The organism is Streptomyces sp. NPDC088157 (genome assembly GCF_044741545.1).
Lineage (GTDB): Bacteria > Actinomycetota > Actinomycetes > Streptomycetales > Streptomycetaceae > Streptomyces.
In genome coordinates, this window is record NZ_JBIUSU010000003.1 from 499,064 (window position 1) to 521,058 (window position 21,995).

Below are 21,995 nucleotides of genomic sequence, written 5' to 3' on the forward strand. Positions count from 1 at the left end.
GGTGGATCAGGTGAGGAACGTCTTGAGTTCGTGCACCAGCTTGTCGATGTGGCCGGAGATCACCGGTGTGCCGAGGGCCTTGAACCGTTCCCGGAACCACGGGTTGACCTCCTGACGCCCGGAGCTGGTCACCGAGCCGACGGGGATGAACTTCACTCCGGAGCGGTGGACCTCCTCGATGCCCTCGAACAGCGGCTGGGACCGGTCGAACTCGTAGAAGTCCGAGATCCACACCAGCACGGTGTTCTTGGGCTCGGCGATCTTCGGGCGGGCCATCGCCATGGCGACCGGGCCGTCGTTCCCGCCGCCCAGCTTGGTCCGCAGCAGCACTTCGAACGGCTCGTTGACCCAGGGGGTGAGGTCGATGGCGCGGGTGTCGTACGCGATGAGGTGCACGTCCACCTTGGGCAGTCCGGCGAAGATCGACGCCAGGATGGTGCAGTTGACCATCGAGTCGACCATCGAACCCGACTGGTCCACGACCACGACGAGCCGCTGGGGTGTCGTCCTGCGGGCGGTGTGGCGGTAGTACAGACGGTCGACGTAGAGGCGTTCCTCTTCGGGGCTGTAGTTGGTGAGGTTCTTCCAGATCGTGCGGTCGAGGTCGAGGTTGCGGTACACGCGTTTGGGCGGGACCGAGCGGTCGATCGCCCCGACGGTGGCCTTCTCCACCTGGGTGCGCAGCACTTCGGCGACCTCGTCGACGAAGCGGCGGATCAGCGCCTTGGCGTTGGCGAGGGCGACCCCGGAGAGGTTGTTCTTGTCCCGCAGCAACTGCTCGATCAGCGACATGCTCGGGGTGAGCCGCGCGGCGAGCTCGGGGTCGGCGAGCACCTCTCGCAGGTGCATGCGCCGGACGAGGTCCGCTTCGATGGCGCCGAGTTCCGGGCCGATCGCGGGGAGGAGTCCCGTACCGTCGGGTGCCGTCCCGCGACCGCCTCGCAGTTCCCCCGGACCGCAGCCGAGCGCGCGCTCCAGCCAGTCGGCGTCGCTCTGCCAGCGGGACAGCTGCCCTGCGCTCACGGCTCCGGAGCCGGTGGAGAAGACGTTCAGCAGCACCTTGGACACGAGTGCCGCGCGCCGCACCTCGGCCGCACGATCGCGCTCGTCGTCGTCAGCGGCAGCGGCACTGCCGGTGCCTTCCTCGGTACGGGTGCCGGCGTCGGCGCCGGTGCGGGGGGCCATCAGCCCGTCGAACTCCGCCGCCAGTTCCGGGTGGCGCTGGACGAGGGAGTCGACGGAGGTCTGCGGGTCGAGCAGGGCGGGCGGCAGGCCGATGTCCTCGACGACGGCGAGACCGGCCGATTCCAGACCGGCCTGCTCCTCGGGGTCGAAGAGGCGGGCCAGCAGCCGCCAGTAGAGGACCTGCCGGCGGTTGTCGTGGGGAACGGCTTCCGGCGTGGGGGCGTTCATTTCCGCAGCAGCCTTCCCGCTCGTTCGCGCAGGACGGTCACGGCGTCGGTGGCGGCCTTCTCGGCCCGGACGCCTGCCTTGTCGGTGGTGCCGCCGGCCCACGCGCCCGCGTGCAGGGCGACGGGCTTCTTGCGCACCATGGTCTCGACGGCGAGCGGGTGGAGACGGAAGCCGCCGCCGTCCCAGCGGAGCAGGCCGACGCAGGCGCGCGAAGCCTCGACGGCCTCCGGCGTGAGCGGGCTCGCGGTCGGGATGCGGTCGGTGTCGACCGGGAACGCCTGACCGGCGACGTCGAAGGTGAGCGTGTCGCCGTCCCGCCTGCTGTCGTAGCCCTCCAGGAACACCGGCTCCGCGATGCGCACGGGGTGGCGGTCCAGGGGCGCGGTGGGCAGGGCGGTGGCGGTCGGCAGAACGACCCGTGCGGTGGCGAGGGCGTCGGCGGCGGCGCCCACGCGGGCCCGGTCGCCGTCCCAGATCAGGTCGCCCTCGTCGGTGAGGGGCATGGCGTCGAGGTCCATCGCGCGGCCTTCGCCGAGGGCGGTGAGCAGCGACAGATGCGGCCGCAGCAGTTGCCAGACGCCTGCCGCGACCACGGTGTCCGGCTTGGGCACCGAGACGCTCGCGCGGACCAGCCGGGGCGCGGTGCCGTCGGCGGGTTCGAACACCGCGTGGACCTGGACCTGCGCGGCGGTGGCGTGTTCGTGCAGGTCGACGCCGAGCGGCAGCAGGCGGCCGGTGGCGGTCGCGACGGCGGGCCGGTCGGCGGCGCCGGGCAGGGTCAGCAGCAGGGCGCGGGACCACAGGTCGCCCCAGCGACGCGCGGGGATCCGTTCCAGGGTGGCGCCGGGGCAGGAGGCGGCGAGTTCGGCGGCGAACCCGTCGAGCAGTGTGGCCAGGCGGCGCAGCTCGGGATGGGGCAGCATCGCGGAGACGATGGGCGCGGCGCCGCCGGCCAGTTCGTGGTCGATGCCCTGCCAGCCCGCGCGGGCGAGGTCCGACAGCCAGGTACGCGCGGCGGCCGGCAGGTTCACCGCCGGCCGCTCGGCGAGCGGCCCGGCTGTCCGCTCCTCCCGCCTCCGGCCGGTCAGCGCGTCCACACCGAGGGTGAGCGCGTCGTGCACGGCACCGAGCAGGGCGGTGCGGGCGGCGGCGAGGGCGACGAAGTGGTCCTCGCTCGCGGCTCCGGCCGCGGCCTTCGCGGCGGCCTCGGCGACCCGGGCGGCCGGCGGGCTGCCGGCGACGGCGCGGGCGAGCACCGTGAGATCGTCCACCTGTTCGGGTCGGGGACGCAGCAGACCGGCCACCAGGGTCCGGTCGAAGGCGTCGACCGCCGCCAGGGCCTCGCCCAGCCCCTCCACGGGAGAGCCGAGCAGGCCGGCCCGCTCCCCCGTGCCCGGACCGTGCTCGCTCGGGGTCGCCTGCGGGCCGGCCGTCGCCCGGGTCGGCGGGAACCACTGGAGCTCCGGGAGCGGGGCGGTGACCGGCGGCAGCTCCAGGTAGGCCAAGTGGCGCAGGAACCGGCTGAAGACGGGTGCGGCGGCCGCCTTGCCGTCCGCCTGCGGCGGGTGGGTGCCGGTCATCGCGGCGGTCAGGGCGGCTGCGTCCGCCTCCGCGCCCGCGGGCTCGACGCGCAGGTAGCGGGCGACGCGGTCGGCGCCGTACTGGAGTACGGCCTCGGTGACCAGCGCGCGGATGTGGTTGCAGAACGAGCCCCGCGCGCCTCCGCAGGGACGGTTGTTGTTGGTGCTGCAGGCGAAGGCGTAGGTGCCGGCGGCGACCGACGAGACGTACACGCGCTCGATGTCCGAGCCGCTGGAGACCACGCCCTGCAGGCGTCCGTCGGCCAGTTCGACGAAGGGGACCTTGGCGAGCTTGCGGGGCCGTGCGGGTGGCACCACCCGGGCCGTACTCGAACTCTCCCAGTCGGACAACGCACCATCTCCTTTGCGGCACAGGGCTCCGCACGCCGAATCGGCGCGGCACAGGGGGGTTGTCGCGCCAGATCGGCCCGACAACGACGAACCTACCGGCGACCACTGACAACGCCGTCCGCGACCGGGGAGGATCCCGTCCGTATGCCGGTCGGGCCGGATCCCGCCGTCCCGGTTCTTCTAGAATTCCGATGATCATGCCCGGGGGCGACGGCGGGGCATGTCGACCTGAAGGGGTGGGGTTGAGCGGGGAGCAGGCGGCGTTCGGGGCGCTGCTGCGGGAGTTTCGGCTGGCCGCGTCGCAGACCATCGAGGGGCTGGCCGAGGCGTCGGGCGTGAGTGTGCGGGGCATCGGGGACCTGGAGCGCGGGCGGCGGGCGGCGCCGCAGCGGCGGACGGTCGCCGCGCTCGCGGACGGTCTGCGGCTGGACGAGGCGCTGCGGGAGCGGCTGCTCAGCGCCGCGCGGGCCGGGCGCGGCGGAGGTTACAGCCCGGTGGGAGTGCGGGCGTTCCCGCGCGGTGTCGACGATTTCGTGGGCCGGGACGGGGAGTTGACACGGCTGGCGGCGCTCGCGGAGCACGGGGCCACCGCCCAGCCGGTGGTGGTGGCGGTGTCCGGGCCGCCGGGCACGGGCAAGACGACGCTGGCGCTGCACGCGGCCCGCGAGCTCGCCGACCGGTTTCCGCACGGGCAGCTGGTGCTGGACCTGCGCGGCACGGACGACGATCCGCCCGGCCCCGCCGAACTCGTGTTGCGTGTGCTGAAGGCCCTCCAGGTGGCCGACCGGGACCTCGCCCAGGCCGGACCGGAGGGTCACCCGGCCCTGTACCGGCAGCTGTTGGCCGAGCGACGCTGTCTGCTGATCCTGGACGACGCGCGCGACGAGGGGCAGGTGCGTCCGCTGCTGCCGGCCGCGGGCGCCGGCATGGTGGTGGTGACGAGCCGTCGCATGCTGACCGGGCTGGACAGCGTGCATCGTCTGCCGCTCGGCGAGCTGAGCCCCGCGGAGGCCGCCGAGTTCCTGGCCTCACTCGTCGGAGCCGACCGGGCCGCCGCCGATCCGGCCGCCCTCCACGATGTCGCCGAGCGCTGCGGACATCTGCCGCTCGCCCTGCGGGTGGCGGGCAACTGGCTGGCCACCCGCACCGGTTGGAGTGTCCGCAGGCTCGCGGACCGCCTCGCCGTCGAGGACCGGCGGCTGGACGCGCTGGCCGCCGGGGACGTTCGCGTGGCCGCGGCCTTCGACCTCTCCTACCGTCAGCTGACTCCCGCCGCCGCCCGGCTGTTCCGGCGTCTCGCCCTGGTCCCCGGCCAGGACACGGCGGCACCCGGCGCGGCCCGGCTCACCGGGCAGCCGCTGTTCGACGCCGAGGACACCCTGGAGGAGCTGGTCGAGACCGGGCTGCTGGGGACGGACGGGGACCGCTACCGCCTGCACGACCTGCTGCGGCTGTACGCCCGCAGCCGTCTGGAGGGGGAAGAGAGCGCGCGGGACGTGGACGCGGCCCGTACGGCGCTCTTCCACTGGCTGCTGGAGACCGCGGTCGTCGCCGGCCGCTGGTTCGAGCCGGGCCACGGCGCTCCGCCGCCCACCTGGCAGGGCGCGGTGGACCTGTCGACGGCGGCCCGGGCCCGCGCGTGGCTTCAGGCGGAGGGCGCCAACTGGCTGGCCGCCCTGCGCGCGGCCGAGGCCGCCGGTGAGCACGCGACGGTGGTGGAGGTGGCCGAGGCCCTGCACTGGTTCTCCGACCAGTGGATCTTCTGGGGGCACTGGCCCGAGGTGTTCGGCACGGCCGCCCGCTGCGCGCAGGCGCTGGGCGATCCGTCCCTGGAAGCGACCCAGCTCAACTACCACGCCTGGGCGCTGCTCGTGTGCGAGCGCCGCCACCAGGACAGCCTGCGGCGTTCCGCCGAGGCGCTGACCGCCGCGGAACGGGCGGACGACGTCGGCCAGCAGGCGTGGGCCCACATGTACCAGGGCTGGGCGCTGCAGCAGATCGAGGACCTCGGCCCCGCCGCCGAGCAGATGCACCGCGCCGCCCGTCTGTTCGAATCCGTCGGCGATCTGCACGGCGGTCTCCAGGCCCGGCACGGGCATGCCATCGTCCTGGAGAAACAGGGCCTGACCGAAGAGGCCCACCTGTTCTACCAGGAGACGCTGGCGTTCCTCGAGCAGGTCAGCGACCGGCTGGAACCGCATATCGCCGACGTCACCCGGATCGGACTGCACGCCGGCCTCGGCAGCAGCTTGCGGGCTCTGGAGCGCTGGCCGGAGGCGGTGGACCAGCTGACCACCGCCGTCGCGATCTGCCGGGCCAGCGGCAACACCGCCCTGGAGAGCCGCCAGCTCGTCCACCTCGGCAACGCGCTGCTGTCCGCCGGACGTCCGGCGCAGGCACGCGCGACCTTCGCGCGCTGTGTCTCCCTCGGTGTCCACGCCGATCCCCTGCCCGTCGCCGAGGCCCGCGACCGGCTCGCCCGTCTCGACGCGTCCTGACCCCGCGCCCCGTCCCCGGTCCGCCGCGACACGGGGACAGGGCGGGGGCGGCACACACCGCAGACGGGCGAGGCCCTCGCCGTGCCACCCATCCTGCTCCCACGCACTCCCCCGCGTCTTGTCCCGGAGCGCACCGCGCTGTTCTCTCAGCGCACGAGGCACGACCGTTCCCGCGCCGGTCCGCGTTTCTGCCTGCTTTCTGCCTGGAGCCCGCCGTGGAGCGCTGCTTGGCTGAGGACAGCGGGGAGAACGGGTTGCCTGTGCACCCCCTCCCCGCCGCTTTCGCACAGGTGGAGAGGAGAGCCAGGTGGCCCTGGTGCTGACGACTGCTTCGGTTCCCGACGGGGAGCGACTCGCGTACTGGCGGGACGCGCTGGGCGACGCGCTGGTACCGGTGGCCGTCACCGCGCGGCACGACGGCCCGTTCGAGGGCCGGGTCTCCATCGGGCGACTGGGATGTCTTCGCATCGCCACGGTCGAGGCCGACGCGCAGCGCGTGCGCCGCACCCCCGCGCAGCTCGCCGGAACGGCCGCGGCCCCGGCCGCGGCCGATGTGGCGGTCGGACTCCAGACGGCGGGTACGGCGACCCTGGTCCAGGACGGCCGGCGCGCCTTCGTGGACGAGGGCGACCTCGTCGTCTACGACACGGGACGGCCGTACTCCCTGGACTTCCCGCGGCGCTTCGCCACCCATGTCGTCCACATGCCCCGGCGTGCGCTCGGCGTACCGGAGGATGATCTGCGCCGGGTGACCGGGACCGCCATCACCGGGACGGAGGGCCTCGGTGCCCTGCTGGTGAACTTCCTGACCTCGCTGACCGCCTCGGTCCCGCCCTGCGCCCCGGCCGTCGCCGCCAGGCTGGCCGCGGGTGTCGTGGACCTCTTCGCCACCCTGGTCGACGAGCGGACCCGGGACGGTGCGAGGCCCGAGGCGAACCAGGGAGACCACCTCGTCCCGCGCGTCCGCGACCACATCGACCGCAATCTCGCCGATCCCGCCCTCTCCCCGCAGACCCTCGCGGCGGCGCACCACATCTCCGTGCGCTATCTCCACCGGCTGTTCGAGAGCGAGGGCGTCACGGTCACCCGGCTGATCCAGCAGCGCCGTCTGGAGCGGTGCGCCCGGGAACTGCACCGGTCCGACGCCACGGCCGCGACGGTGTCGGCGGTCGCCCAGCGGTGGGGTTTCGCCAGCCCGGCGCACTTCAGCCGGGTCTTCCGCGCCGCGTACGGGCGCTCCCCGCGTGAGTGGCGCGATGCCCGGCACGAGCTGCTCCCGACCGGCTGACCCGACCGGGTCACCGGTCGGCCCGTGCGCGGCCGGGACCGGCGCACGTCACCCCGGGGAACGGCTTCGTCCCGATGCCCGGGTGCACAGGAGGACCGTCCCGGCGACCGTGAGCGCCGCCGTGCCGACGGCGCACATTCCGCCGCGGGAGCGCCAGGACAGTACCGAGCCGGTCGAGTGGCCGGACAGCACCGAACCCGAGCTGAGCCAGGAACCCGCGGAGACGAAGGACACCGCGGAGCCCACGGATCCCACGGACAGGAAACTGCCGACGGAGGCGATGGAAAGGGAACTGCCCACCGAACCGATGGAGAGGAACGAGTCGACGGAGCCGATCGACAGCGCCGAGTTCTTCGACCACAGCGAACGCCAGGAACCGTCGGCGGCGCCCTTGGTCGCGGCCCGCGCCACGGTCCTCGTCCTGGATCTCGTACTGGATCTCGTACTGGAGTCCGTCATGCTCCGATCATAGGAGCGGACGGGTCAGGACGGCGGCCGGTCGCGGTAGGCGACGCGGGCTCGGTCGTGGACCTCCCCGACGGTGCCCCACTCGTTGCGGCCCAGCCGGGACAGGGGCAGCAGGCGACGGATGTCGGGGTGCCCGTCGACGACGACGTCCTCGCGCACGGCGGCGTGCACGACCTCGCCGAGGACCAGCGTGGAGTTGCCGATGCGGAGCGTGGAGTGCAGCCGGCACTCCAGAGCCACCGGCGAGGCGGCCACGCGCGGCGGCTTCACCCGCAGCGAGGCCTCCCGCTCGATGCCCACGGCGTCGAACTCGCCCTCGTGCGAGGGGAAGTCGGTACCGGTGGCGTTGATCTCGTCGAGGAGCGGCTCGGACGCGAAGTTGACCACGAACTCGCCCGTGGCCTCGACGTTGCGCAGCGTGTCCTTGCGTCCGACGGAGGTGAACTGGACGATCGGTGGGTCGGTGCAGGCGACGGTGAAGAAGGAGTGCGGGGCGAGGTTGGCGGTCGTGCCGTCCGGCGCCAGGGTCGACACCCAGGCGATCGGCCGGGGTACGACGACGGCGGTGAGCAGCCGGTAGAAGGCTCCCGCACCCAGGGTCCCGGGATCGTAGTCAACGCGCATGTCGGCAAGTTCTACCTGATCAACCGCCCGGGAGCGGAATCGGGCCGTCGCTCAGCCCACCTCCCAGAGGAATCGGTGGGTGTGGATGGCGAAGTAGGGGAAGGACTGCACACCGCTCACCCCCTCGATCTGCCGCACGGTGTCGTTGACGAAGTCGAGCAGGTCCTTGGCGGTGGGGCTGACCACCTCGGCGAAGAGATCGAAGCCCCCGGAGGTGAGCACGGAGTAGACGACCTCGGGGTGGAGGGTCAGTTCGTCCGCCACGGGACGCGGGTCCCCGGCGGCGGTGATGCCGAGGAGGGCCATGGCCTGGCCGCCCATGGCCATCGGATCGGTGACGCCGACGACCTGGACGGCCCGGGAGTCCAGCAGGCGTTGCAGGCGCTGGCGGGCCGCGGAGGCGGACAGACCGACCCGGGGGCCGAGGTCGGCGTAGGCGATGCGTCCGTCGGTCTGAAGTTCACGCAGGATGGCCCGGTCGATCTCGTCCACGCGCGGTTCCCTTCCCGTCTCGGTGGAGTCAGCCGGCCAGCTCGGCGAGGGCCGCGGCGTAGAGCTCGGTGTGGGTGTCCACGTCCTCCTCGGTGGTGTCCGGGCACATCAGGGCCATGTTGTGGAACGGGGTGAGGAGGATGCCCCGGTTGGCCAGGTAGAGGTGGAGGTAGTCCTCCAGTTCGGTGTCACCGGCGTCGGCGGCCTCGGTGCCGGTGCGGGGTGCGGGGGCGCTGAATCGGTACTCGGTGCGGGCGCCCAGGCGGCTGACGGACCAGGGCAGGGCATGCGCTTCGATGCCCGCGCGCACGCCGGCCTCGAAGCGTTCGGACAGCTTGTGCATACGGGCGAACGCGTCGTCGGTCAGGACGTGTTCGAGGGTGGCGCGGGTCGCGGCGACGGACAGGGCGTTGCCCGCCAGGGTGCCGCCGACCCCGCCCATGTCGACCAGGTCCAGGTCGGCGCGGCCCAGCAGCCGGTCGGCCAGGTCGGCGGAGAGACCGTAGGCGCCGGCCGGGACGCCTCCGCCGATGGCCTTGCCGATCGTCACGACGTCCGGTTCCAGGTCCCACGCGGCGGTGCAGCCACCGGGGCCGGCGGAGAACGTGTGCGTCTCGTCGTTGATCAGGAGCGTGCCGTGGCGTCGGGTCAGCTCTCGGACGCCCGCCAGGTAGCCGGGCTCGGGCAGCACGATGCCGATGTTGGTGAGGGCGGGCTCCATCAGGACGGCGGCCACGTCGCCGTGGGCGAGTTCGCGCTCCAGGTGGTCCAGGTCGTTGAACTCGGCGACCCGGCTGGTGAGGGTGACGTCGCAGGGAGCGCCGACGTTTCCGGGGCGCGCGCTGCCCCGGCCGTCGGGGCCCGTCACGATCAGGGACTCGTCGACGCTGCCGTGGTAGCAGTAGCTGTTGACCAGGATCTTCGGACGGCCGGTGACCGCGCGGGCCAGGCGGATCGCCCACCGGTTGGCGTCGGTGGCGGTCAGCGAGAAGCTCCACCGGGGCAGGCCGAAGCGGCGGGTCAGCTCGGCGCCGACCCATTCGGCATCCTCGGTCGGCAGCATCGCGGTGGCGCCGCCGAGTGTCGCGAAGCGGTGCTGGACGGCCTCGGCGACGGCCACCGGCGAGTGGCCGGCCATGGCGCCGGTGTCTCCGAGGCAGAAGTCGATGTACTCGTGCCCGTCGATGTCCCGGACCCGCGCGCCCCGCGCCGACTCCAGGTAGCGGGGGAAGGCGCCGGCCGTCTTGTTCATCCACGTCATCGGCACCCGGCCGAAGAGGTGGTCGGCCCCGGCGTAGGCGGCCTTGGAGCGCGGATTGCGCCGGTCGGCGTCCGCGCTCTCACGGGCCAGCAGCTGACGCAGTCGGGCACGTTCCATGGCACACCCCGGATCCGAGGGACGAGTGGATACGACAAATCTAGGGCCGAAAGCGTCGCTACCTCAAGGCCCGGCGATGGAATCAATCGTCCGCACGATCGATTCCGTCGTCCAGTCGGACCGCGACGGCCTCCGATCTGGCCTTGGCCACCGCGGCGGCCACCTGCTCCCGCACGGCACCCGCGGGCGGTTCGCCGTGAACGGCGTCGACCAGGTCGCCGGCGAGGTGGTGCAGCTTGGTGTTGGTGTTCTGCGATGCCTGGACCAGCACCCGCCAGGCCTCCTCGACGCTCAGGCCGAAGGACGCCATGAGGATGCCGCGGGCCACATCGATGACCGGGCGCGTCTGCATGGCGCGCCGCAGCTGGACGACCTCGATGCGCAGGTCCTCCAGGGCGATGCCGCCCGGGGCTCCGGCCGACGCGTCCCCACGGGCCGCCCCGCCATCGCCATCGCCATCGCCATCGCCATCGCCATCGCCATCGCCATCGGGGCAGGGGACGTCGAACAGCGTCCGGGTGCCGGTGAGGGTCAGCAGCCGTGCGACCGCCGGACCAACCGTGCGCAGGGCCACCGTCTTCCCCTGTTCCAGCCCCTGTTCGCGCACGCCGAGCAGCACGTTCAGGGCCGAGCAGTCGCAGAAGTCGACACCGCCGAGATCCAGATCGACGCCGCGCACGGAGGCGCCGAGAGCCGCGCACAGCGCATGTTCCAGTCGCTCGGCCGAGTCGAGGTCGAGGTCGCCGCGCACCGCCACGAGGACACGGTCGCCGTCAGGACGGACACCGATCTCGGGAGCGGGGGCCGACCGGGCGTCACGCGCACGGCTCGTCTCCGTACCGGTGCGGGCATACCCGTCGCCGGTGTTCGCATCTCCAGCACGTTCCGGCATGACCGCCTCCCTCGGTCACTTCACATGTCACGTCCAGATTCACTCCCACTCCGTCATACGTCAAGCGATACATGAAATGAAGTTCCGGCATTTGTATACGTGAACGTTCGGCCGTACCATCACCTCATGGAAGGAGTGCCCGAGTCACACAACGGATGGACGTTTCTCACCAACCACGCCCGCGTGCTGGCCGCCATCGCCGACAATCACAGCGCCCGCATCCGGGACATCGCCGCACACTGCCGGCTCACCGAACGGGCCGTCCAGAAGATCATCGCCGACCTCGAGCAGGACGGTTACCTGTCCCACACGAAGGAAGGCCGCGGGAACATCTACCGGGTCCAGGCCGGCAAGGTGCTGCGCCACCCCGCGGAGGCGGGACTGAGCGTGGCGGCCCTGCTGTCGATACTGGCCCGGGACGAGGCGGGCCGCGTCGAACACCCGCAGGCGGAGGCCGTCGACCGCCGTTCGTGACCGGTACGCGACGGTCCGTGGAGCCGTCGACCGGGGCGACGACGGCGAGAGACGAAGGTCACGAATACGTATCGGACATTTGGCGCTTCAATCTTCACGCCAGCCACACAAGTTGGTTAAGTTGACGCCCAAGGCCGTACGACTGCCCGTCAGGGCAGGGGGCTTGAGGCACCTGCGACAAGGGTCGCCCGGATTCCTCCGCCGACTGACAGGCGGAGCACGGAAGGAGTACGTCTTCCATGGCGACGGATCGCAGCCCGCGCTCCCCAGGCAGCAACACCGACGAGCCGAGCCGGGCCGAGATCCAGCAGCGGGTCAGCTCGCTGTACGACCGGGCCGAGAGCGACACCGGCAACCACAACCTGACGCGGGCCATGTCGACGCGCAGGACGGTCACGTCCGTCGCCAACGGCGGTCGGGGGTCGGCCGATCCGTCGCTCGAAGCGGTGGCCAGGCAGTGGTTCGACACAGCACGCGACCGGGTCGGGCCGACCACCCCGGCCGTACTCCCGGCCGATCGCCTGCCCGCCCGCCCGGCCCGGGCCGCGCGCCCGGCGAGCGCACCGGAGCGGTCCGCCGACAGCTCCGTCGTACGGGAGTTGGAAGCGGCCACCCGTCGGGTGCCGGAACTGACCGCGCGCGCCGTCGCCGCGCTCCCCGCGGCAGCCGAGCCGCGCCGGGAGGAGCCCAGGGCCCTGCTGCCCGCCGTCCCCGCCCCGGCCACGGCTCCCGCCCCGGACGCCGTGCCCGCCCCGGCCGGCTCCGTCGCCTCCGCACCCACGGACCGGCAGGCCTCGCTCAAGAACACCAAGGAGCAGATCGGGCGGAAGCTCAGCACCGCCCGGGAGGTACTGGCCCGGGCTCTCGCCCAGCCCGTGCCGGCCGTGCCCGCGCCGGCCGCGCCCACCTCCGCCCTGTCGGCCTCCTCGCTGCTGACCGCCTCCCTGCCCACGATCGGGACGCAGCCGGCCGGGTCGCAGCCGGTCCAGCAGCCCTGGGACACCGCCGAACAGCAGGCGTTCCGCGCGGAGATCACGGCCGCCTGGGCAGGACGGCCGCCCGCCGCCGCGTCCGGCACGACCCCATCGGTCGGTCCGGACGCACTGCTGACGACAGGTGAACTCGGCTTCGACACTGCGGCTGCGGGCTTCACGGCGCCCCAGGCCGCCTTCTCCACGCCCGCTCCCGACTATCCGGCGGCCGCGCGACCGGGCCTCGTCACACCGCCGTCCGGCTTCCCGATGCCCGAACTCGGTCCGACAGCAACGGAATCCGGATTCATGCCGACGGGCACAGGCTTCGCCGCGCCCGCACCCGGCTACGCGACGTCCGAACTCGACGTCCTCACAGCGCCCTCGGCCTACGCCACATCCGAACTCCCCCTCCCCGCACCGGAGTACGGCTACGGGGCAGCCGCCTTCGCGTCTCCCGCGCCCGCCATGCCCTCCGTGCCCATGCCGAGCTACCAGGCGCCCGCGGCGGACATCCTGACCGCCGGTGCCGGCTACCCGGCCCCGGCCGCCCCGTTCCCCGAGGCCCTCTCCCCGGCCGCCCCGGCCGATGTCACGTTCAGTTCCACCGGGACGGGATACCTGGGGAAGGCGGACAAGGCTCTCGCCTTCGCACGGGCTCAGATCGGCCGACCGTGCGTGACGGGAGCGACGGGGCCGGAGTCCTACGACTGCTCGAGTCTCACGCAGGCCGCGTGGCGGGCCGCCGGGGTGACGCTGCCCCGCACCGCCATCGATCAGGCGAAGGCGTTCACCCGGATCAGCCTGGCCGAACTCCGCCCCGGCGACCTCGTCTTCTTCTTCGACGACCTCAGCCACACCGGCCTGTGCACGGGCAACGGCATGATGATCCACGCCCCAGGTCCGGGCGCGTCCATCCGCGAGGAGGCGATCCTCCCGTTCGGGGAGGGGGCCCTGCGCGGCGCCGTCCGTCCCGCCTGACTTCCGGCGGGCCGTGCGCCAAACCCTGCCGGACGGGCGGAGTGTGCGCCGGCCAGGTGCGCGTGTGGCCGGTAATGAGGCATCGCGGAGGCGGCCCCGGCAGCCACACTGGCGTCCGAGGCGGCCGAAGGGGGTCCGATGGGGGACGCGCGGGAGAGCGTGCGGAAGGTCGAACGGGGGCCCGGCCGGCCGAACTGTCCGGTACGCCGTGGCGCGGACGGGACGTGGGAGGTACGCGGATACGCGGCCGCCCGTGAGCTGCTGCGCGCCACGGAGACCGTGCAGGCCGGACTCGGGATCGAGACGGTGGAGAAACTCCCGGCGCGCATCCGCCGCCCCGTGCTCTACCAGGACGGCCCCGGCCACCGCGAACAGCGGCGGCAGACCGCCCGGTTCTTCACACCGAGGCACGTGGACGAGCACTACCGCGAGCTGATGACCCGGGTCGCCGAGGAGCAGACGGCGGTGCTCCGGGCCGCCGGGACGGCACAGCTGTCCGATCTGAGTTTCACCATGGCGATCGAGGTGGTGAGCGACATTCTCGGGCTCACGCACAGCCGCCCCGGGCTGAAGGCCAGGCTGGAGCGCTTCTTCCCCGAGGAGTTCGGGCAACCCGGCCTGACCAGCCTCCGGGGCCTCTACTGGCTCTTCCGCCAGAACGCGAACTGGCTGCGCATCCACCTCGCCGACGTCCGCCCGGCGATACGTGCGCACCGGCGCCGGGAGCGGGACGACCTGATCTCCCATCTGCTGGCCGAAGGATGCTCGGACGCGGAGATCCTCGGTGAGTGCCTGACGTACGCGGCGGCGGGCATGGTCACCACTCGCGAGTTCATCTGCGTCGCGGCCTGGCACCTGTTCGACGACCCGGCGCTCCTCGGCCGGTACCGCGCGGCCGAGGAACCGGAGCGGCTGGAACTCCTCCGGGAGATCCTGCGCCTGGAGCCGGTCGTGGGACGCCTGTCCCGCCGGGCCACCGCGCCGATGCGGGTCGGTGAGGCGTCGGTCGGCCCCGGTGAACTGCTCACCGTCCACGTCGACGAGGCCAACGCGGACCCGGCCGTCGTGGGCCGTGCCCCAGATCTGCTGCGCCCCGGCCGGGTGCGGGAGCTGGGTCCGGGGCCGGCGGGGCTCGCCTTCGGCGACGGCGCCCACCGCTGTCCGGGCGCCGGTGTCGCCGTACTGGAGGCGGACGTCCTGCTCAGCCGGCTGTTCGCGCTGGACGGCCTGCGGATGACCGGCAGGCCGCGGGTGTCGTTCAAGGACGAGATCGGCGGCTACGAGATCAGGGACCTGACGGTGACGGTGCCCATGTCGGCGCCGTGAGCCGCCGGCTCCTCAGCGCAGCGCGGAGTTCGTGCGCGCCTGGGCCCTCCTGGCGTTGTTGTAGGCACGCGCGAGATGCTTGGAGACGGCGCACGGCGACATGTCGAAGTGGCACTGACGGCAGGTGCGCACGTGCTCCTCGTAGGCGGTACGGGACTCTTGCAGGGCGTCCTCTGGCGAGGGCATGGGGGTCCTCCGAACGGAACGACGGTTACCCGGGGCCTTGGCTACTCACCAGTAGGGCCCACGTCAAGAGGATTGGATCATGTTACTTACGGTAGTGGAAAATACGATTTCGGCCAGAAGGGAACCCTCTTGAGCGGCGAGGACGGCGGGCAGCGCGCGGCGCGGGTGTTCGACGCGCTGGGGCCCGAGTACGAGAAGGCGTTCGCGCACTCGGAGGCGCATCGCAGGTCCCTGGAGTGGCTGCTGGGGCGGCTCGCCCCGGGCGCCCGGGTGCTGGACGTCGGCAGCGGGACGGGGCGGCCGACGGCCGAGACCCTCGCCCGGGCGGGCCATCACGTGCTCGGCGTCGACGTCTCCCCCGTCATGGTGGAGCTTGCCGCCCGGCAGGTGCCCGAGGCGGAGTTCCGGTGTACCGACGTACGTGAACTCCCCTTGGAGGACCACTCGTTCGACGCGGTCTGCGTGTACTTCTCGCTGCTGCAACTGGATCGGGCGCAGCAGTCCGAGCTGGTCGGGCGGCTGGCTCGGGCGCTGCGCCCGGGCGGCAGTCTCGTGTTCGCCACCGTGCCGCTGGACGTGGCGGGTGTCGACGCCGTGTTCATGGGGCAGCCCGTACGGGTGACCAGCTTCGCCGCCGGTGCCCTCGTCGACGTGGTCACCGGGGCCGGTCTGACCGTGCTGGCCCAGGAGGACGTGCTGTTCACGCCCGATCACCCCGAGGCCGGTCCGGAGCCGCACCTCTTCCTCCACTGCGGCAGGGAGTAGGAACTCCTCGGCCCTCTCGCCCCCTCACGCCTCTTGGGCCTCTCAGGCGCCTCGGACGCCCCTGCGGGAGGTGAGGGCCAGGACCAGGGCCGCCGAGCCCGTGCCCAGCAGCGCTCCGGCCACGACGTCGCCCGGGTAGTGCACTCCGGTGTGGACCCGCGAGTAGCCCACCGCGCAGGCGAGCAGGCCCAGCGGGACCGCGGAGACGGGCAGGGTCGGGCCGACCGCCGCCGCGAAGGCGACGGCCGAGGCGGTGTGCCCGGACGGGAAGGACGCCGAGTGCGGCATCGGCACGTGCCGCCCCGGGAACGGCGAGTCCTCGGCGCGGTGCGGTCGCGGGCGGCGTACGAGCTGCTTGCCGAGCAGGTTCGCGGTCGCCGAGGCGACGCCGATGGCCGCGACACCGAGCACGGCGGCGCGGCGCGGGCGGCCGCCGCGCAGGGCGAGCGCGGCGGCTACCGTGAAGGAGAGCTTGGAGTGGTCGGCGGCCGCCGACAGCCGGCGCAGCGCGCTGTCCAGAGTGGGCGTCCTGGTCACGGTGACCGTCTCGTACAGGGCCTGGTCCATGGTGACGAGGTCGCGGACCAGGCTCAGGGCGGGAATCTCCGGTCGGCGGTCAGACATCGTAGGCCTCCTTGATCGTTCGGGGGTCGGGATGGCCGAGTGCGAGGCGGAGGATGCGCCGCCAGTCGACCGTGGGGGGCGCGTAGGCCGCGCCCGGGCGGTGCCGGGGCACCCGGACCCGCAGCGCGGCGGGCCGTACGGTGCACACGACGGGGGTGGCGAGTTCGAGTGCCTCGCCGTCGACGGCCACCGCGATGCGGTCCCGGTCGGCCTCGACGACGACGCGCCGGGACGTCACCGAGGTGATGCTGCCCGCGCGCTCGCCGAGCAGCGCGAGTTCGGCGGCCTGGGCCGCGCCCTCCACCCGGACGCCGATCACTCCGAGCAGTCCGGCGTCCAGCCGGGGACGGCGTCCGCCGCCGAGCGGGTCGGCACGCGCGTAGGCGTTGTTGCTGACCAGGAGGGCCTGCGGCGCGTGCACCCGGGTGTCGTCCGTGTGGACGTCCAGGGTCGGGCCCGCCTCGCCCTGGAGCAGGTCGGGCAGGTGGTCCAGTGCGGTGGCGGCCTTGGCGTCGCGGTAGTCGGGGCTCTGCACTATCTCCGCGTACGCCCCGAAGGAGACGGTGTTGACGAAGGCCCGGCCGCCGACGTCCCCGAGGTCCACGCGGAGTTCGACGCCGTTGGTGAGGGCGTCGAGGCTGCGGGTGGGGTCGGTGCGGTCGAGGCCGAGGTCCATGGCGAAGTGGTTGCGGGTACCGGCGGCGATCACCAGGAAGGGCACGTCGTGTTCGGCGGCCACCGCCGCGACCAGTGCCTGGGTGCCGTCGCCGCCCGCGACTCCGAGCAGGTCCGCGCCCTCGGCGACGGCCCGCCGGGCCTCCGCCTCCGGGTCGGTGTGGAGGCCGTCGGCGCCGAGCAGGACCACCCGGGCCCCGAGCGTCTGGGCCCGCTCCACGAGACCGTGCTTGACGACCTTGCCGCCGCCCGAGCGCACGTTCATGATCAGGACGGGTCGGCGCGGCGGCGGGGTCTTCCGGCCGTGCGTGCCCTTGGGGCGGCGCACACTGCGCAGTGCGGCCCGGGCCGAGGCCAGGGCCCCCGCCCACAGTCCGAGCGCGCCCACCGCCACCGGCCACAGGCCGGACATGGCGTACAGCACCAGCACGCCCACGGGTGCGCTGACGGCCAGCAGCCCGCCGAGCAGCCGGGCTCCGCCCCGGTGCGCCAGCATCCACCACACGCCCGCCCCCGCCAGCGCGAGGAGGACGAACCCGATGAACAGGATCAGCCAGCCGTCGGATCCCGCGCCCGCCATCACCACCGCGACGCAGGCGGCGAGCAGCACCAGGGCGAGCCGGGCCCAGCCCCGCGCGCGGGAGACGGCGTCCCGCTGCGCCGGGCCGACGTGCGGCAGCGCCCATTTCGATCTACGTGTCTCGTTCACCGTGCGCCCGCCATGCTTCGAGGCTCCCTCTTGTGCGTCGACAGCGCCGACGATCTCGATCAATTGTCCATGGCACAGCACCCGGATGGGACCGTGGTCCCGTTCCCGGTTCCGGTGTCGGTCCCGGCGTCGGTGTCGGTCCCGGCGTCGGTGTCGAGACGGCAGAAGCAGGACGCCAGGACGGGTACGTCGGCCAGGGCGGTGGCAAACCTCAACTGCTGGGCGATGATCCGCGCCTCGGCCTCCCTGCCCAGCCGGACCAGGCATTCGTGGAAGCCGTGCAGGGACCACACGTTGCCGGGGTGCTGGGACGGACGGGGCAGCGTGTCGTCCAGTCCGAGGTCGGCGCGGTAGACCGCCTCGGCCTCCGCGACCCGCCCCCGTTCGAGGAGCAGGGCGCCGTACGCGTGCCGGGTGGGCTGCATCCAGCCCCACGGCTCGTCGTAGGGGAGGTCGTCGTCGAGTGCGACGGACCGCTCCAGGGCCGCGAAGGCGAGGTCGTGATCGCCCTTGCGGTACTCCAGTTCGCCGTCGAGCATCGCGGACGCGATCGCGAGGATGTCCCGGCAGGTGTTGTTGAACAGCATCCGGGTCTCGGGCACGAGGTCGACCGCCGCGAGGAACAGGGCGCGCTCGGCCTCGGCCTCGGGGACCCGGCCGGTGGCGGAGAGGGCGACGCCGCGGGCGTAGTGGCGCATCGCGGTGGTCACGCTGTGCAGAACCGGGTCGGTGGGCGGCGGCACTTCGAGGACGTCCTGCCAGCGGCCGAAGCGGATCAGCACGTGGAAGCGCATGGTGCGGAACGCCTCCAGCCAGTCGGCCATGGGCGGGCTCCGCACCCGCAGCAGCTCTTCCGGGATGGAGGCCTCCAGCCGTTCCGCGGCTTCCAGCGCGGTCCGGTACTGGCCGAGGAACATCGCGCCGTAGATCTTGAAGTGGTAGTCGTGCGAGCGGTACAGCGTGTAGAAGTTCATCGCGCCGGAGCGCGCCAGGTACTTCTCGTCGGCGGTGATGGCGGTGGTGTTGTCCGCCACCACGCGCCGGTAGTCGCCGCACAGCACGTCGAGGTGGGAGGGCATGTGCTGGAGGTGACCGGCGTCGGGGACCAGGCCGCGCAGCCGGTCGGCGACCTGGAGGGCGGCCTCGGGGGTGGGTGACATCTCCATGAGGTGGACGTAGAAGTGCAGGATGCCCGGGTGGCCGTCGGCGGAACCGCCTGCGAGCGCCCGGTCGAGCACCGTCTTCGCCTCCGGGGTGCGGGCGCCCTCGGCGGGCTCGCCCGTGCGCAGGTCCCACAGCTGCCAGGGGGTGAGGTTCATCAGGGCGTCGGCGTAGAGGGCCGCGACGTCGAGGTCGTCGGGGGCCAGTTCGTGGACGGCCCGCATGGCGTCGGCGTAGGGCTCGTTCCACACCGAGCAGTCCTCGGCGGGGCGGGTCTGCGGGTAGCGGGCGCGCAGCGCGCCGATCAGGGCCCGTTCGACGGGGGTGGCCGCCTGTTCCGCCTTCTGGTGGGCGAGTTCGACGGCGGCGTGGGTACGGGCGACGGTCCGCGCCAGGTCCTGGTCGTCGAAGAACTCCCACGGTTTGTTGTAGTTGGGGCCGAGCGCGTAGGCGATGCCCCAGTGGGCCATGGCGCAGTCGGGGTCGGCGCGGACCGCGGCCTCGAAGCAGACGACGGCCTCCTCGTGGTGAAAGGCGTACGACCAGACCAGCCCACGGTCGAACCACAGTTGGGCCTCGGCGGACGAGGTCGTCACGGACCGGCCGTAGGTGCCGAGGTCGTAGTAGTCGTCCCCGGACGTCTTATACCCCGTGTGCGGTGTGGACGCCGTGTGCTCCATGGGTCTCCCATCGTCGCGCGCGCTTCGAACAACGACGTATACCGCGCGGTCCGGCGTGAGGGCGGTCGCTCGTGGGCGGGAGCACCCGTTCGGGGCCGCGACGGAGCGGGCGGACCGGGTCGCTTCGGCAGGTCTCGGCCGCGGGACCCGGCCGCTCGCACGAAGGGCCCGTCGGCATCCGACGGGCCCTTCGTGGCGTGGCTGGATCTCAGAACTTGCGACGTGCGTCGCGGAACAGCACGGCGAAGCCGGCGAGCACCAGCAGCCCTCCGCCCGCGGCGGGCCAGAGGTTGGCGCCCGTTTCGGCGAGGCCGCCCTGGACCGCCTGGGGTTCGGTCCCGCCCGGGACGGTGGTGCCGGCGCCCGTGTCGGCCGGGCTCTGCGACTGCTCGGGAGCGCTCGCGGCAGCGCCCGCGGGAGCGGTCGCCGGGGTGCCGATCTCGCCGCCCGAACCGCCGGCCGGCGCCGAGGTGGCCGCCTTGGCCGACGGCTTCGTGTAGACACGGGGCTCGGTGGTGGCGGAGTCGCCACCGGAACCGGCGTCGCCCTTGTCGGGCTCGGTGGTCACCGGCGCCTCGGGGGTCTGCGACGGCTGCTGCGTTCCTTCGTCGGGACCGTTGCCGTCTCCGGCGTCACCGGAACCGTTGTCGCCATTGCCGGCGCCGTCGTTGCCGCCATTGCCGGAACCGTTGTCACCGTTGCCGCCATTGCCGGAACCGTTGTCACCGTTGCCGGCGCCGTCGTTGCCGCCATTGCCGGAACCGTTGTCACCGTTGCCGTTGCCGTTGTCCTCACCGTTGCCGGCGCCGTCGTCGGAGCCCGGATCGGTGCCCGCACCGCAGGTGCGGCCCTCGTTGATGCAGCCGACCATGTCCCGCATCAGGTCCTCGTCGAAGACGTTGATGAAGTCGCCGTGGTCGGTCACCGGCTTGTGCAGCTGCTCCGGGAAGGAGTCCACCGCGAACAGCGGAGTCGTCCTGCCGCCGTCCTGGAGGCTCGGCGCGTCGACGTCGTACACGATGCGCTGCACCAGCTGAGGAACGGCCTTGAAGCCGTTCGGGCAGGTGCCGTCGGCGGCGGCGAAGGCCACGTGGGTGCGGTGGTTGGCGCTGTCGATGTTGCTGCCGTCCCAGCAGCTCTGGAAGCGGAAGCTGCGCACCACGTCGCTGCCGGACGGGCAGAGCGGGTACTTGTCCTTCAGCTGCCGGTCCTCGAAGCCGGTGCAGCTCCAGGACGCGTTGGCGTTGGCGGTGCCGTTGACGAAGGCCTTGGCGTCGCCGGTGATGACGCGCAGCAGCCGGGGCATGGCGGTGACCTTCTCACGCGGGTTGCCGACGAAGGTGAGCGTGACCTCCTTGGGGGTCACGATCTCGCCGGCGTTGCCCTCGATGCCGCCACCGGGGCTCTGCGCGTCCTGCTCCTGGGTGCCGTTCTGGAGGCGCAGGACGGGCCAGTAGTACGTGGACCTGTCGCCCTGGTCCACGCAGCTCGTCCCGGCGTTCGCCAGGTCGTCGTCGGAGGCGAAGGCGGTGTTGGACTGGTTGCCGACGTAGTCGTGGAAGTGGTGGGCGCCGTTGCTGACGCCCGGGGCCACGATCACGTTGTCCGAGTTGAACAGGCCGTTCGCGTTCACCCCGCAGCTGGTGGTGAAGGTGCCGCGGGAGGGGCCGGAGGTGGGATCCGGGGTCTGCCGCGTCGGCTGGACGGAGTTGATGTCGACGTAGTCCCCGGCGACGGGGCCGTTCCCGGCCTGGCCGCCGTTGCCCTGCTGCCCGTCGCCGCCCTGGCCCTCGTCGCCCTGCTGGCCTGCGTCGCCGTTCTGGTCGCCGCCCGCCTGATCGCCGTTCTGGTTCTCGTCGCCGTTGCCGTCGGCGCCTTCGTCGGCCTGGTCGTCGTTGGCGCGCAGGGTGCAGCCGGCGAGGTCCTCCAGGCCCTCGGGGCGGTCACCGACCCGGTCGATGGCCTCCACGATGCGCCCGATCGTCGCACCGCGCTTCTCCTTCAACGGGTTCATGACCGCGTTGTCGGCGAAGCCGGCGTCCTGGCGCATCGACTCCGCGGACTCCTGCAGTTGGCGGTAGGCGGCGGCGATCTGCTCGTCCAGCCCGGCGAGTTCGCGGTCGACCTCGGCCGAAGCCTGGTCCGGGACGGTGGTCAGGCTGTCGCCGACGTCCGGACAGTCGATGGTGACGGCGCTGTTGCCGCCGCGCCGCGTGGAGTTGCCGTCGGAGCCGTCCTCGGTGGCCGAGGCGTACACGTTCACCGCCATCAGTCCACCTCCGCCGAGAATGAGCGCCAACGCCGCGAAAGTCGCGCGGCGTCCGCCCATCTGGCGTCTGCGCCTGTTCTGTACCAAGGAGTGCTCCTACACGTCGTCGGCGGCCATGGACATGAGATCCCCCGGCCCTATACGCAACCGGACGCAGGAGTGTTCAACCGCACCACGAATTCATAGCAAG

Annotated in this window: 18 protein-coding genes and 1 pseudogene; 7 read left to right on the forward strand and 12 right to left on the reverse strand. The window is 72.7% G+C overall.

Translation table 11 applies throughout. From position 1 onward, the window contains the following. Window positions 1-6 precede the first annotated feature (6 nt). The 3 genes and pseudogenes from ACIPFH_RS13445 to ACIPFH_RS13455 all read right to left on the reverse strand — a co-directional run. Window positions 7-1,413, reverse strand: a complete 1,407-nt coding sequence (locus ACIPFH_RS13445; protein WP_401825886.1) for a VWA domain-containing protein — start codon at window positions 1,411-1,413, stop codon at window positions 7-9. After that, entirely contained in the window at window positions 1,410-2,786 is a 1,377-nt protein-coding gene (locus ACIPFH_RS13450) for a hypothetical protein (protein WP_401826857.1), read from the reverse strand. The genes ACIPFH_RS13445 and ACIPFH_RS13450 overlap by 4 nt, the downstream gene beginning before the upstream one ends. Window positions 2,787-2,840: 54 nt before the next feature. After that, a pseudogene (locus tag ACIPFH_RS13455) lies at window positions 2,841-3,368 on the reverse strand (hypothetical protein); the annotation flags it as partial. Window positions 3,369-3,586: 218 nt separating this feature from the next. On the opposite strand from ACIPFH_RS13455, the gene ACIPFH_RS13460 reads away from it, so the two are divergent. The 3 genes from ACIPFH_RS13460 (at window position 3,587) to ACIPFH_RS13470 (ending at window position 7,602) form a co-directional block, all read left to right on the forward strand. Then, the gene (locus ACIPFH_RS13460; protein WP_401825889.1) at window positions 3,587-5,842 is read left to right on the forward strand and encodes an ATP-binding protein; all 2,256 of its coding nucleotides are present in this window, start codon (window positions 3,587-3,589) and stop codon (window positions 5,840-5,842) included. A gap of 307 nt (window positions 5,843-6,149) precedes the next feature. After that, entirely contained in the window at window positions 6,150-7,130 is a 981-nt protein-coding gene (locus ACIPFH_RS13465; RefSeq protein ID WP_401825892.1) for a helix-turn-helix domain-containing protein, read from the forward strand. Between the two features lie 109 nt (window positions 7,131-7,239). Next, the gene (locus ACIPFH_RS13470; RefSeq protein WP_401825895.1) at window positions 7,240-7,602 is read left to right on the forward strand and encodes a hypothetical protein; all 363 of its coding nucleotides are present in this window, start codon (window positions 7,240-7,242) and stop codon (window positions 7,600-7,602) included. 11 nt (window positions 7,603-7,613) lie between these two features. On the opposite strand, the gene ACIPFH_RS13475 is transcribed toward ACIPFH_RS13470, so the two are convergent. The 4 genes from ACIPFH_RS13475 to ACIPFH_RS13490 form a co-directional block, all read right to left on the reverse strand. Further along, the gene (locus ACIPFH_RS13475; protein ID WP_401825898.1) at window positions 7,614-8,222 is read right to left on the reverse strand and encodes a flavin reductase family protein; all 609 of its coding nucleotides are present in this window, start codon (window positions 8,220-8,222) and stop codon (window positions 7,614-7,616) included. A 51-nt stretch (window positions 8,223-8,273) separates the two neighbouring features. Continuing rightward, window positions 8,274-8,714 (reverse strand): Lrp/AsnC family transcriptional regulator, encoded by a 441-nt coding sequence (locus tag ACIPFH_RS13480; protein WP_401825901.1) that lies wholly within the window; start codon window positions 8,712-8,714, stop codon window positions 8,274-8,276. Window positions 8,715-8,742: 28 nt separating this feature from the next. Beyond that, a complete protein-coding gene (locus tag ACIPFH_RS13485) occupies window positions 8,743-10,092 on the reverse strand; it encodes a transaminase (RefSeq protein ID WP_401825904.1) in 1,350 nt (449 codons plus the stop codon). Window positions 10,093-10,174: 82 nt separating this feature from the next. After that, a complete protein-coding gene (locus ACIPFH_RS13490; protein ID WP_401825906.1) occupies window positions 10,175-10,849 on the reverse strand; it encodes an ANTAR domain-containing protein in 675 nt (224 codons plus the stop codon). Between the two features lie 261 nt (window positions 10,850-11,110). Here ACIPFH_RS13490 and ACIPFH_RS13495 point away from each other — a divergent pair, with 261 nt between their 5' ends. The 3 genes from ACIPFH_RS13495 (at window position 11,111) to ACIPFH_RS13505 (ending at window position 14,736) form a co-directional block, all read left to right on the forward strand. Further along, entirely contained in the window at window positions 11,111-11,458 is a 348-nt protein-coding gene (locus tag ACIPFH_RS13495) for a helix-turn-helix transcriptional regulator (RefSeq protein WP_401825909.1), read from the forward strand. Window positions 11,459-11,697: 239 nt separating this feature from the next. Continuing rightward, complete coding sequence (locus ACIPFH_RS13500) at window positions 11,698-13,410, forward strand: NlpC/P60 family protein (RefSeq protein WP_401825912.1); 1,713 nt, start codon at window positions 11,698-11,700, stop codon at window positions 13,408-13,410. Between the two features lie 138 nt (window positions 13,411-13,548). Further along, window positions 13,549-14,736 carry a cytochrome P450 gene (locus tag ACIPFH_RS13505; protein WP_401825915.1) on the forward strand — a complete coding sequence of 396 codons (1,188 nt, stop codon included), beginning with the start codon at window positions 13,549-13,551 and terminating at the stop codon, window positions 14,734-14,736. 12 nt (window positions 14,737-14,748) lie between these two features. Here the strand turns inward: ACIPFH_RS13505 and ACIPFH_RS13510 are convergent, their stop codons facing one another. Continuing rightward, window positions 14,749-14,922 (reverse strand): hypothetical protein, encoded by a 174-nt coding sequence (locus tag ACIPFH_RS13510; protein WP_401825918.1) that lies wholly within the window; start codon window positions 14,920-14,922, stop codon window positions 14,749-14,751. Between the two features lie 129 nt (window positions 14,923-15,051). Here ACIPFH_RS13510 and ACIPFH_RS13515 point away from each other — a divergent pair, with 129 nt between their 5' ends. After that, window positions 15,052-15,687, forward strand: coding sequence for a class I SAM-dependent methyltransferase (locus ACIPFH_RS13515; protein WP_401825921.1), 636 nt, complete (start codon window positions 15,052-15,054; stop codon window positions 15,685-15,687). A 42-nt stretch (window positions 15,688-15,729) separates the two neighbouring features. On the opposite strand, the gene ACIPFH_RS13520 is transcribed toward ACIPFH_RS13515, so the two are convergent. The 4 genes from ACIPFH_RS13520 to ACIPFH_RS13535 all read right to left on the reverse strand — a co-directional run bounded on the left by ACIPFH_RS13520 (window position 15,730) and on the right by ACIPFH_RS13535 (window position 21,805). Further along, window positions 15,730-16,311, reverse strand: a complete 582-nt coding sequence (locus ACIPFH_RS13520; protein WP_401825923.1) for a phosphatase PAP2 family protein — start codon at window positions 16,309-16,311, stop codon at window positions 15,730-15,732. After that, window positions 16,304-17,758 carry a diacylglycerol/lipid kinase family protein gene (locus ACIPFH_RS13525; RefSeq protein WP_401825925.1) on the reverse strand — a complete coding sequence of 485 codons (1,455 nt, stop codon included), beginning with the start codon at window positions 17,756-17,758 and terminating at the stop codon, window positions 16,304-16,306. The genes ACIPFH_RS13520 and ACIPFH_RS13525 overlap by 8 nt, the downstream gene beginning before the upstream one ends. Next, entirely contained in the window at window positions 17,755-19,536 is a 1,782-nt protein-coding gene (locus ACIPFH_RS13530) for a hypothetical protein (protein ID WP_401825928.1), read from the reverse strand. The genes ACIPFH_RS13525 and ACIPFH_RS13530 overlap by 4 nt, the downstream gene beginning before the upstream one ends. 208 nt (window positions 19,537-19,744) lie before the next feature. After that, complete coding sequence (locus ACIPFH_RS13535) at window positions 19,745-21,805, reverse strand: DUF1996 domain-containing protein (protein WP_401825931.1); 2,061 nt, start codon at window positions 21,803-21,805, stop codon at window positions 19,745-19,747. Window positions 21,806-21,995 lie beyond the last annotated feature (190 nt).

What these genes read in the sequence shown, in the direction of transcription:
- ACIPFH_RS13445 (WP_401825886.1), bottom strand. Translation starts at nt 1,413, where the DNA reads ATGAACGCCCCCACGCCGGAAGCCGTTCCCCACGACAACCGCCGGCAG.
- ACIPFH_RS13475 (WP_401825898.1), bottom strand. Translation starts at nt 8,222, where the DNA reads ATGCGCGTTGACTACGATCCCGGGACCCTGGGTGCGGGAGCCTTCTAC.
- ACIPFH_RS13485 (WP_401825904.1), bottom strand. Translation starts at nt 10,092, where the DNA reads ATGGAACGTGCCCGACTGCGTCAGCTGCTGGCCCGTGAGAGCGCGGAC.
- ACIPFH_RS13495 (WP_401825909.1), top strand. Translation starts at nt 11,111, where the DNA reads ATGGAAGGAGTGCCCGAGTCACACAACGGATGGACGTTTCTCACCAAC.
- ACIPFH_RS13500 (WP_401825912.1), top strand. Translation starts at nt 11,698, where the DNA reads ATGGCGACGGATCGCAGCCCGCGCTCCCCAGGCAGCAACACCGACGAG.
- ACIPFH_RS13505 (WP_401825915.1), top strand. Translation starts at nt 13,549, where the DNA reads ATGGGGGACGCGCGGGAGAGCGTGCGGAAGGTCGAACGGGGGCCCGGC.
- ACIPFH_RS13510 (WP_401825918.1), bottom strand. Translation starts at nt 14,922, where the DNA reads ATGCCCTCGCCAGAGGACGCCCTGCAAGAGTCCCGTACCGCCTACGAG.
- ACIPFH_RS13520 (WP_401825923.1), bottom strand. Translation starts at nt 16,311, where the DNA reads ATGTCTGACCGCCGACCGGAGATTCCCGCCCTGAGCCTGGTCCGCGAC.
- ACIPFH_RS13530 (WP_401825928.1), bottom strand. Translation starts at nt 19,536, where the DNA reads ATGGAGCACACGGCGTCCACACCGCACACGGGGTATAAGACGTCCGGG.
- ACIPFH_RS13535 (WP_401825931.1), bottom strand. Translation starts at nt 21,805, where the DNA reads ATGGCGGTGAACGTGTACGCCTCGGCCACCGAGGACGGCTCCGACGGC.